Below are 11,249 nucleotides of genomic sequence, written 5' to 3'. Positions count from 1 at the left end.
CCCATAATCCCCAAAGGATACTGAACAGGCATCTCCCAGCCCGCAAAATCAACCAGCTTACCACCCAATTCAACATGCAACGAATGCAAAGGAGTGCGTTTAATCTCGGTCATTGTTCCAGCCTTTCGGTTAGCGGGACTGATCGCGCACAACCATAACCGTGCAATGCGCATTGCGCACGACACGAGCAAGGTTCGGGCCAATCTCATAATTCGGGTAATCGCCTTTGGTCGAGGCCATGACGATCAGGTCAAAGCCTTCTTTGTAGGCACATTTCAGGATTTCGCGGTAGACACTGCCTTCTTCGATATGAATTTCCACATCTTTGGCATCGTTGTGATCCAGAATGACTTGAACGGCCTGACGTACGTGGTCTCTGGCGCCTGCCCCATAGTTGGCGGGCAAGTTCGGCAATTGGATGATCTCGGGAATGACGGACACCGCATGCAGTTCAGCCCCGTAGAACCGGGCCTGTTCCAAAGCAGCCGGAAGCGCCTGTTTCCACGATTTTTCTTCGGTGTGGTCAATGGGCAGAAGGATTTTGGTGGCCATCACACATCTCCTCGAATTTCAACTTTTGTTCCGGAAATCGGAGGGCCAGAGAGGCCCTCCGCAGTCTTTCTGGCCGAAGTTATTCGGCGGGTGTGCCGCCGGATTCTTCCGACTTGCCACCGCTGGCAAAGAACTCTTTCGTCAGTTTGAAGACGATCGGGCTCAGCAGCGCCAGGGCGATCAGGTTCGGGATAGCCATCATGGCGTTCAGCGTGTCCGCCAGCAGCCAGACGAAGCCCAGATCCGCAGTTGCGCCGAAATAGATCGCAAGGATCCACAGGATGCGGTAGGGGAGCAGGGATTTGACGCCTAGCAGGAACTCGACACACTTCTCGCCGTAGAACGACCAGCCAAGAATGGTGGTAAAGGCGAAGATCGACAATGCGATGGCGATTAGGTAGCCGCCGATGCCGGGCAGAGTGGTTTCGAATGCCAATGAGGTCAGAGCTGCACCCGAAATTGCCTTGTAACCCTCTGTTTCACCGTTGGCGACAAAGTCGGCAATCGATGCATCGAGCGCTCCGGAGGCGATAATCGCCAGACCGGTGATCGAGCAGACGATGATGGTATCGATGAACGTGCCCAGCATCGCGATAAGGCCCTGGTTGACCGGACCTTTGGTCTCGGCCGCTGCGTGTGCAATCGGGGCAGAACCCAGACCGGCTTCGTTCGAGAACACGCCACGAGCAACACCAAAGCGAATGGCCAGCCATACCGCTGCGCCAGCCGCGCCGCCTTTTGCAGCCCAAGGAGTAAACGCGTAGGTGAATACGTCACTAATGGCAGCACCGATTGCGCCAATGTTCAAGAGCAGAACCAGCAGACCCGCGACGATGTAGGCAACCGCCATGAACGGAACCAATTTCCCGGCGACCGCACCGATGCGGGTGATACCACCGAGGATTACGGCAGCGGTCAGGACCATCAGGACAATGCCTGTGACCGATTCATTGACGCCGAAATTTGTTTCCAGCACTTGGGCCACGCCGTTGGCCTGAACACCGTTGCCGATGCCAAACGCCGCAATACCGCCAAACAGAGCGAACGCTACACCCAGCCAGGCCCATTTCGCGCCCAGACCGTTCTTGATGTAATACATCGGGCCGCCGACAAAGTTGCCCAGCTCGTCTTTTTCACGGTATTTCACCGCCAGAACCGCCTCGGCATATTTGGTGGCCATGCCCACCAGGGCGGTCATCCACATCCAGAACAATGCACCTGGACCGCCCAGGAAGACAGCAGTCGCCACACCAGCGATGTTACCCGTACCGATGGTGGCCGACAGCGAGGTCATCAGCGCGTTGAACGGGCTGATTTGCCCTTCGCCCTGGCCTTCACGGCCTGCAAACAACAGCTTGAAGCCGGTGCCGATACGCAGGATCGGCATGAATTTCAGCCCGACCTGCAAGAAGAAGCCGACGCCGAGGATAAGGGCCAGCATCCAAGGGCCCCATACGACGCCATTGATGGCCCCTGTGATTGAAGTTAACGCTTCCATGGATTTCCTCCCAATTGCGTTAGGTTTATGCCCCTGTTGCGAGGGCCCGCTGGCGGGCCTGCTTGAGGGCGGCAAAATCTTCGTCCGCGTGGAACGACGAACGGGTCAGCGGAGTGGCCGACACGTGCAAAAAGCCTTTGGACAGGGCGATCTGTTGCAACTGAGCAAACTCTTCGGGTGTCCAGAACCGGTCGATCGGGTGGTGTTTCGAGGTCGGCTGCAGGTATTGCCCAACAGTCAGGAAATCGACCTGAGCGGCGCGCAGATCATCCATCACCTGCCGCACGTCATTGAGGGTCTCACCCAGGCCAACCATCAGTCCCGATTTGGTAAACAGTTCCGGATTGGCGCGTTTGGCGTCGTCCAGCAGGCGCAGTGATGCATAATACCGCGCGCCGGGACGCACCGTGGGATACAGGTGCGGAACTGTTTCCAGATTGTGGTTGAATACGTCGGGGGCGGCATCAAAGACCAGATCAGCCGCATCCCCTTTGCCCAGAAAGTCGGGGGTCAGGACTTCTACCGTTGTGCCAGGGTTCTGGTGACGCACAGCACGGATGGTTTGGGCAATATGCTCAGCGCCGCCATCGCGCAGATCGTCCCGGTCAACGCTGGTGATCACCACGTGGCGCAGACCCAGTTTTTTCACCGCCACCGCGACCCGGCCGGGTTCAAACGCGTCCAGCGCATCCGGGCGGCCCGTGGAGACGTTGCAGAAGGAACAGCCACGCGTACAGACCTCGCCCATGATCATCATGGTGGCGTGGCGTTTGGACCAGCATTCACCAATATTGGGGCATGCAGCCTCTTCGCAGACGGTCGCCAGATTGTGGTCGCGCATCAAGCGGCGGGTTTCGTAATATTCCGGTCCCTCGACCTTTTTCCGCCGAATCCACTTGGGTTTGCGCGGAATGGCACTGTCGGGTTTTTTGGCCTTTTCCGGGTGGCGAGGGCGAAGCTGGATGGTCATCTGGCTGATCTCCTTCACGCGTGGATCGCACGGCCCATGGCGTCAAGGCAGGCCTCTTTCACCGCCTCGCCCATGGCCGGGTGCGCATGACAGGTTGCGGCGACCTCGGCGACGGTGGCGCCTTTGGTCATGGCCAGAACCAGCTCGGCAATCAGGTCGCCACCATGCGCGCCGCAGATATGCGCGCCGAGGATGTTGCCATCGCCATCGGCCAGTACTTTAACGGCACCGTCGGTATCGCCGGTCGAGCGGGCGCGGGAGTTGGCCATGAAGGCGAATTTGCCAACAGTGTATTCGGTGCCCGCCTCCTTCAGCGCCTCTTCAGTCAGTCCGACCGAGGCAACCTCGGGGTCGGTATAAACCACGCCCGGAACAGTGTTGTAATCGACATGGGTCGCCTCACCGGCCAGCATTTCGACACAGGCAACGCCATCTTCTTCGGCCTTATGCGCCAGCATCGGGCCGGGGACGCAATCGCCGATGGCATAGATACCGGGGACCGAGGTTTGGAATGTGCCATCAACCTCGATGAAGCCGCGCGCATTCAGGGCGACGCCAAGCGCATCCAGACCAAGTCCACGCGTCACAGGACGGCGACCAACGGCCATCAGAACCTTGTCGGCCTCGATCACTTCTTCTTTTTCCTTGCCGACCCGGTCGACCGTCAGGGTCAGCCCAGCATCGGATTTTTCAACGGATTTCAGCGCCCGGCCCAGTTGGAATTTCAGCCCGCGCTTGGACAGGGCGCGCTGTGCCAGCTTGGCGATCTCACCATCGATACCCGGCAAGACGCGGTCGAGATATTCAACCACCGTGACCTTGGCCCCCAGACGCGCCCAGATTTGACCCAATTCCAGACCGATCACACCGGCACCGATCACCACCAGATGATCCGGCACGCTGTCCAGCGCGATGGCTCCGGTGGAACTCAGAATGTCCTGCTCATCAATCTCAATCCCCGGCAGCGGGGTCGGCTCAGATCCGGTGGCGATCAGGATGCTCTTGGCTGCATGGACCGTATCACCGACCTTGACCTGCCCGGCGGCTGGGATGCTTGCCCAGCCTTCGATCAGATCGACGCCGTTTTTCTTGAACAGAAACGCGATTCCCTTGGTCAGATCACCGACGATCTTGTCTTTGCGCCCCATCATTGCGGGCACATCGATGCTGGCCCCCTCGACTGTAATGCCGTGGGAGGAGAGATGTGCAATCTCGGCATATTTGGCCGAGGAGGTCAGCAACGCTTTGGAGGGTATGCACCCCACATTCAGACAGGTCCCACCCAGCGCCCCGCGCCCTTCGACACAGGCAACGTTCAGGCCCAACTGGGCTGCCCGGATAGCGGCGACATAACCGCCGGGACCACCCCCGATAACGATGAGATCGTAAGCGCTCATAATTAGCCCTCAGTAAATCGGGTGACTTGCGCACAGGGCGCGGACTTTTTCGCGGGTCTCTTTTTCGACTGTCGCATTGCCTTCGGGGGATTGCGCCAAAGCGTCCAGCACATCGCCAATCAGATGGCCGATCTGCTTGAATTCTTCCGGACCGAATCCGCGACTGCATCCGGCAGCAGTGCCCAAACGGACACCACTGGTAACAGTGGGTTTTTCGGGATCACCGGGAACGCTGTTTTTGTTGCAGGTAAAGCCTGCGCGTTCCAGCGCGGCCTCGGCATCCTTGCCCTTCACACCAATGGGGCGCAGGTCAACCAGCATCAGGTGGTTTTCTGTCCCGCCCGAGACAATGTCACAGCCGCGCGACATCATCACATTCGCCAGCGCCGATGCGCTGTCGACAACACGCTGCATATAGACCTTGAAGTCGGGTTTCAGCGCCTCGCCAAAGGCCACAGCCTTACCTGCGATCACATGCATCAGCGGGCCGCCTTGAAGACCGGGGAAGACGGCCGAGTTGATCTTCTTTGCCAGTGCTTCGTCATTGGTCAGGATGATGCCGCCGCGGGGGCCACGCAGAGTTTTGTGCGTGGTCGAGGTGACCACATGCGCATGCCCAATGGGCGAGGGGTGCAGGCCGGTTGCAACCAGCCCGGCGATATGGGCCATATCGGCCAGCAACCATGCGCCAACCTCATCCGCGATCTCGCGGAACCGGGCAAAATCGATCTTTTGCGAATAAGCCGATGCTCCGGCAATAATCATCTTGGGTTTTTCTGCCTGCGCCAACGCGGCAACCTGATCATAGTCGATCAGTCCTGCGTCAGTCAGGCCGTATTGAACCGGGCGGAACCATTTGCCCGACTGCGCCGGTTTGGCACCATGGGTCAGGTGCCCGCCAGCATCCAGGGACATGCCAAGGATCGTATCGCCGGGGCTGAGCAGTGCCAGTTTCACCGCGCCATTGGCCTGAGCCCCCGAATGCGACTGAACATTTGCAAACGCGCAGCCGAACAGCTGTTTCAGGCGAGAGATCGCTTCGGCTTCAACTTCGTCAACGAACTCGCAGCCGCCATAGTATCGGCGACCGGGATAGCCTTCGGCGTACTTATTGGTCAGGACCGAACCTTGCGCATCGATCACGGCCTGTGAGACGATGTTCTCAGAGGCAATAAGCTCAATCTGCTCTGCCTGGCGGGTAGCCTCACGGTTGATCGACGCCGCGATAACCGGATCTGCTTTGGACAACGATGTTTGGAACATTGATCCCTCCTCCTGTTCGAATCCTCGGAACGAAACTTTGTTTCCTATAGTGGAGAACATTCCCTTAAGGCAACATATTTCTCGTATTTGTGAAGTTGCGTGTGTTCGGGGAATTTCTTAGTCTCTGTAAATGAAGGGAGATTTCTGTGATAGATGAGACCCAGAACGTTGTTTCCGGACAGGAAGAGCCGGATGAAGGAGCCGCCCTGGGCCGTTCCATCCGTGATGCGCGCCGCGCCAAAAACTGGACTCTGGAGGAAGCGGGACAGGCCGCGGGGATCGGTCGGTCAACGCTTTCGAAGATCGAGAACAATCAGACAAAGCCCAGCTTTGACATCGTGCGACGATTGACACAGGCGCTGGACATGAACACGCCACAGCTGTTCCTGCAATCGGGTCAAACCGGGATTGCCGGGCGTCGCGATTTCACACCAAAAGGGCAGGGCGAGCTTCAGGATACACCAACCTATCTGCACGAGCTGTTGTGTTCTGAGCTTACCAGCAAACGCATGTTGCCTTACCTGGCCACCATAAAAGCCCGCGATGTATCCGAGTTCGAAACTTGGATCAGACATTCTGGCGAAGAGTTCATGTTCGTCCTGAGTGGCGAGCTGGTATTTGTGTCCGAGCATTATCGCGCGTTGCCCATGAAGACTGGAGATTCCCTATATTACGACAGCGGCATGGGGCATGGCTGTATCTCGACCAGCAAGGAAGACGCCGTCGTGTTGTGGGTGTCGCTTGAATCGTAGGCATTGCGCAATACGGGCGGCCTCGCGTTATTTTTCGGAATGAATGGCATCCGAGTGGTACCAGTTCGATAGTGATCTGAACCCGGCCTGTTGGTGGCATTTCCACGAAGACACCGAAACCCCGTTGTGGACCACGTCGGAACCGGGTTAGGAAGCGACCAGTCACTAACGAAGGGCGACCTGAATGCGGATGCGCGACACTTTTCTGAAGCCAATGCATCCGGAGGGTCGCAAATTTGTTGCGATCTTCGCAGCCATAACGGTGCTGTTCTTCCTTCTGTCATCGGTTCTGGGCTGGATCGGTATCGGTGCGACTGTCTGGTGTTACTATTTCTTCCGCGACCCCAAGCGGTCGACGCCGGTGCGAGAGGGGCTGATCGTCAGCCCTGCGGACGGTGTTGTGTCACTGATCGAGCCTGCGGTGCCTCCGTCCGAACTTGGGATGCCGGATCAAGCCCTGACCCGCGTCAGCGTGTTTATGAATGTGTTCAACTGCCACGTAAACCGCGCGCCAATCGCCGGGGTGGTTTCGGAAATCAAATACCGGCCCGGAAAATTCTTCAACGCTTCGCTGGACAAAGCCAGCGCTGATAATGAACGCAACAGCCTGTGTATCGAAATGGCCGATGGCCGCCAGATCGCGGTAGTGCAGATAGCAGGTCTTGTTGCGCGGCGAATTGTCTGTTTTGTCGATCCGGGGCAGGGAATTGAAACCGGTGAGCGTTTTGGCCTAATTCGCTTTGGATCGCGTTTGGATGTCTACTTGCCAGAGGGGGTGCAACCCATGGTCAGCCTTGGCCAAACCATGGTCGCAGGTGAAACCGTTTTGGCCGATCTGGCAGCTGATGAGCCGGCCCGTTCCGCGCGGACCGATTGAAAGATGTCGAAACCCCAGCCAGACCCCACACGTGACCTGCCGGTCATTCATCTCTTGCCCAACCTGATGACAATCACGGCAATATGTGCCGGGCTGACGGCTATCCGGTTTGGCTCTCAGGGCGATTTTGAAACCGCTGTCAAACTGGTGCTTTTGGCTATGGTTCTCGACGGTCTTGATGGTCGCCTCGCACGGCTGATGAACTGTCAAAGCTCGTTTGGAGCAGAGCTGGACTCGTTGGCGGATTTCGTCAATTTCGGGGTCGCGCCGGGATTGATACTGTATTTCTGGGCGTTGCACGAATCCAGCGCTGGCTGGCTGGCGGTGCTGGGGTTTGTAATTTGCTGCGTCTTGCGACTGGCTCGTTTCAACGTAAGCAGCAAGGCGGACACAGAAGAAAGCCAAAGCAATTTCTTTGAGGGCGTACCCTCACCTGCGGGTGCGCTGCTGGCAATGCTGCCGATGTATGTATCTTTCCTGTTCTCCGATATGCAGTTGGCACCACCTATTTTTGTCGCAGGTTACCTGCTGGCAATTGGGCTTTTGATGATAAGCCGGGTTCCCACATTTTCCTTCAAGAACATCTCAGTGCCTAGCGGCAACGCGAAATTCCTGATGCTGGGGTTTGTTCTTCTGCTGTCGGCCTTGCTTATCTATCTGTGGACGACCCTCGCACTTATTTCGATCACCTACATTGCAAGCCTGGCGCTGGCGTTTCGCGCGGCCCGAAAGTCCACTTAACAAAAGAGGGCAGTCTATTGGATATCCATGCCGTCAAAACCTCGTATGCCCGCTGGGCGCCAGTTTATGATCGGACGTTTGGCGTCGCGACACATGTTGGTCGGCAAACCGCGGTGGATTACATCAACGCGCAAAAGGGCACGCAAGTACTGGAGGTTGGGGTTGGAACCGGGCTGGCCTTGCCCCTGTATCGCAACGATCTTCGGGTCACCGGGGTGGATTTCAGCGATGAGATGTTGGCAAAAGCACGAAAAAAGGTTCGGGATCTTGAGCTGACCCAGGTTACTGCCCTTAAACAGATGGATGCCCGTGATCTAAGCTTTGCCGACAATAGTTTCGACGCCGTGGCTGCGATGCATATTGTTTCGGTCGTGCCAGAGCCCGAACGCGTGGTCGCCGAGATGGCACGTGTGTGCAAACCTGGCGGCAAGATTGTCATAACCAATCATTTTGCGCGCGAAGCCGGGTTTCTGTCCCTGGTCGAACGGATATCAGCCCCGTTTGCAAATGTTCTTGGCTGGCACTCTGACTTCGACATCCAGACAGTTCTGCAGGCGCCAGAATTGCAAATCATCGAAAAAGAGACGCTTCCGCCGATGGGTCTGATGACGTTCTTAGTTCTGCAGAAGTCAGTGGGCTGAGCATTGTAGCTGTCGGGTCTTGATTTGCTGCGATGCCCTCTGACCTTCTATTTTTTGGAACTCAATGCCCATTCTGCGATCCGTGCCTTCTAAAACCAATAGACACCAGAGATTGAATCTTGCCGGCCAGGTGCGCGTGGGCTGAGGATTGGCCTCGGCAGGCTACTGGCTTGTCAGATGCTTATCCAAAAGCCATAGTTCCCTGACGTAAACCACAATGTTGGGTTGTCCAAGGACGTATCTTCAATCCCGCGAGGAGTTGAGCAGTATCGAAACGCCGAAGCACCCATTCTCCCTGGAACTCCTATGGTTCTTGCTGTTCATCGGTTGGGTGCCGATGCTGGCCTCTTACGCGTATGTGTTGGACCCGGTTGCTACGGGCAAAACGGGTGTTCTGACGACGATCACTGACCAGATAACTCTGTACCAACAGCGCGGGTGGGGGCATCCAGCAATAGGCGTTTTGGGAGTGGCGGGGCTGATAGCGGCCGCGCTGGTTGTCAGGATACGGCGATATGCGCTGTGGCCAATACCGGTTTTCCTCATTTGGTCGTCGCTGATCTACGCGTTCAACGCAGCAGGTGCGGGCGGGCCAATGGAAATGGCGATACATTTTGTATATGCCGCGCTTGCCGTGACATGCACCTATCTGTTCCTGCGCCACGGGCATTTGCTGTCCGCGTCATTCGTTGGTTTCACGGCGGTCTTGTTTCTGGACGTGGTGACCTCATGGATCGCGCGACTCTTTGGTGCCACACCCGGTACCAGTTTCCTAGGGGCGCTGTTTCTTGGCTATCAACCCTATTTGGTGAACGCATTATTGTTCCTGACGATCTCGGTGCTTGTGCGCATGCTGTGGTTGATGGTGCGGGACAACCGGCAGTTCATCATGACCTTGCCCAGATCCGAGTTTAAAGCTGCCAGCCTCAGGACATTGCGCCTTTGGTTTCCGGCTTTTGCCTGTTTTGCCGTGTTTGGTGGGTTTTGGTGGGGGCTGGTAAACCTGCTGATCGAACCGCGCATGGTTACCGAAATTGAGGGGCAAATTACCGAACTGGAAAGCACAGCTGTCCGCTGGGTGATCGAAAACGAGCCAATGGCACACGACACCCATACGTCTTATGTCGAGCAGTGGTCAGGCGAGTATCCCAACGCAGACCCATTGGAACGGGCCCTCAACCGTTGGTCTGACGTGTATCTGACTTCTGTGCACAAACGCCTAAGTGTGAATCTGACCAAAGTCACGAAAGATGCAAAAAACGATCTTGCGAAAGTGCCCGGAGCTGTCAACGGCCAGATGAATGCAGCCTTTCCAGAGGATGTCTTACCGTTGCTGGAAGAACCCGGGTGGTGTTTCCCGTTGGACCCGGTTTGCAAGACAAAAGAGTGGATCGTTTCAGGCACAAATCAGATGATGCTGGATGCGCGCAGCGGCGTGATTAAAAGTACCACAGATTTCGCCAAATGCGTCAGCCTCGCCGACGAACATCGTGACCGACCGCGGGACTGCCCTGACGAGATCAATATAGCGGATGACGTCGAAACCGCATCAACCCAAGTTCGGGGCGCTTATCACCAAACCTACATATCCATGCATACGACGACCACGTCGTCAATCACCGGTGGCTTTCGAACATGGCGCAATGTTTCACTGCTGTTGACGGCGTACAGTTTCATCATTTTGCTCAAGACCCTGCTTATCGTTTTCTCACGCGTGATTTTCGCCCCAAACGGCGCAGCAAGTGTGCACGCGCAATTCCTGCCTGATGATCCTCCTTCCGTGGCTCCGGTATTGGCCAATCACGGGCAGCACTACCGTATTCCGACCAGTGCAAAAGATGCGTTTTTCGTTGCGCGATGGGGTGTGACCTTGGAGGGCCCACCCCCCGCGCGGCGACGTCCGTTGGGGCTTCGAATGCCGGTGGCGCGGATTCTCAGTGGCACCTGGGCCATGAACCGTGTTGACGGTGATCGGGCAGGAAATCCCGACGAATTTGATGCGGAATTGAAGGTCGATGAGCCGGCCGAGCTGGTGTCGTGGACCTTGCAAGACGGTGAGCGGGTGATCTTTCGCTTTTCGGACTTCGTCGGAATGAGCGACACGTTGAACATGGGGCGTATATCAAGCCTGGGTATTTCGACATTGATGCTGGGGCGGATGATTTTCTACTATGCTGAAGGCCCCGGAACCCTGATCCTGCGCACCACTGCCGCGGCGCGCCTGACACCCTCGCCCGAGGCCGAAAAGCCTGCGCCAATGCCAAAGCTGGTTGCCTGGGGCAGCAGTACAAAATTCAGCATTTTTGCCGCCCTCACAACGATGGATACGTTCCTCAGCGGCTATAACCTGAGAACAGCGCCAGGCGATGCGGTGGTCTGGGACAGTTCAACGCGTCGTGGAGACGGTCCAGGGACCGGAATATTGCGCTTTATGAAGAGCTTCATACTACCCATCTAAGCGCTGACATTGCGCGTTCGAAGACCTCCGAGATATAGACCTCAAACACCAACTAATCCGGAAGCGAACCTGCCTCGCGACCGTGAGATGTGATGGAAAA

10 protein-coding genes and 1 pseudogene are annotated in these 11,249 nt (G+C 56.8%); 5 read left to right on the top strand and 6 right to left on the bottom strand.

Annotated features, from left to right (window positions below; translation table 11 throughout):
- The 6 genes and pseudogenes from gcvT to glyA all read right to left on the bottom strand — a co-directional run.
- Window positions 1–113: pseudogene (gene gcvT / locus RUM8411_RS22605) on the bottom strand (glycine cleavage system aminomethyltransferase GcvT); the annotation flags it as partial.
- A gap of 16 nt (window positions 114–129) precedes the next feature.
- Window positions 130–552, bottom strand: a complete 423-nt coding sequence (locus tag RUM8411_RS21070; RefSeq protein WP_085824700.1) for a universal stress protein — start codon at window positions 550–552, stop codon at window positions 130–132.
- A gap of 79 nt (window positions 553–631) precedes the next feature.
- The gene (locus RUM8411_RS21065) at window positions 632–2,050 is read right to left on the bottom strand and encodes an alanine/glycine:cation symporter family protein (protein WP_085824699.1); all 1,419 of its coding nucleotides are present in this window, start codon (window positions 2,048–2,050) and stop codon (window positions 632–634) included.
- A 25-nt stretch (window positions 2,051–2,075) separates the two neighbouring features.
- A complete protein-coding gene (gene lipA / locus RUM8411_RS21060; protein WP_085824705.1) occupies window positions 2,076–3,020 on the bottom strand; it encodes a lipoyl synthase in 945 nt (314 codons plus the stop codon).
- A 14-nt stretch (window positions 3,021–3,034) separates the two neighbouring features.
- A complete protein-coding gene (gene lpdA / locus RUM8411_RS21055; protein ID WP_085824698.1) occupies window positions 3,035–4,417 on the bottom strand; it encodes a dihydrolipoyl dehydrogenase in 1,383 nt (460 codons plus the stop codon).
- Between the two features lie 9 nt (window positions 4,418–4,426).
- The gene (gene glyA / locus RUM8411_RS21050) at window positions 4,427–5,680 is read right to left on the bottom strand and encodes a serine hydroxymethyltransferase (RefSeq protein WP_085824697.1); all 1,254 of its coding nucleotides are present in this window, start codon (window positions 5,678–5,680) and stop codon (window positions 4,427–4,429) included.
- Window positions 5,681–5,826: 146 nt separating this feature from the next.
- Between glyA and RUM8411_RS21045 the strand changes: the two genes are divergently transcribed.
- The 5 genes from RUM8411_RS21045 (at window position 5,827) to RUM8411_RS21025 (ending at window position 11,149) form a co-directional block, all read left to right on the top strand.
- Window positions 5,827–6,432, top strand: a complete 606-nt coding sequence (locus RUM8411_RS21045; RefSeq protein WP_085824696.1) for a helix-turn-helix domain-containing protein — start codon at window positions 5,827–5,829, stop codon at window positions 6,430–6,432.
- Window positions 6,433–6,616: 184 nt separating this feature from the next.
- Window positions 6,617–7,309 (top strand): phosphatidylserine decarboxylase, encoded by a 693-nt coding sequence (locus tag RUM8411_RS21040; RefSeq protein ID WP_085824695.1) that lies wholly within the window; start codon window positions 6,617–6,619, stop codon window positions 7,307–7,309.
- A gap of 3 nt (window positions 7,310–7,312) precedes the next feature.
- A complete protein-coding gene (gene pssA / locus RUM8411_RS21035; RefSeq protein WP_085824694.1) occupies window positions 7,313–8,050 on the top strand; it encodes a CDP-diacylglycerol--serine O-phosphatidyltransferase in 738 nt (245 codons plus the stop codon).
- A gap of 17 nt (window positions 8,051–8,067) precedes the next feature.
- Window positions 8,068–8,691 (top strand): class I SAM-dependent methyltransferase, encoded by a 624-nt coding sequence (locus RUM8411_RS21030; RefSeq protein ID WP_085824693.1) that lies wholly within the window; start codon window positions 8,068–8,070, stop codon window positions 8,689–8,691.
- 313 nt (window positions 8,692–9,004) lie between these two features.
- On the top strand, window positions 9,005–11,149 hold the full coding sequence (locus RUM8411_RS21025; protein WP_085824692.1) for a hypothetical protein: 2,145 nt from the start codon (window positions 9,005–9,007) through the stop codon (window positions 11,147–11,149).
- The last annotated feature ends 100 nt before the right edge of the window (window positions 11,150–11,249 follow it).

Origin of the sequence: Ruegeria meonggei, from assembly GCF_900172215.1 — a bacterium.
Taxonomy (GTDB): domain Bacteria; phylum Pseudomonadota; class Alphaproteobacteria; order Rhodobacterales; family Rhodobacteraceae; genus Ruegeria; species Ruegeria meonggei.
This window is presented reverse-complemented; position numbering and strand designations above follow the sequence as displayed.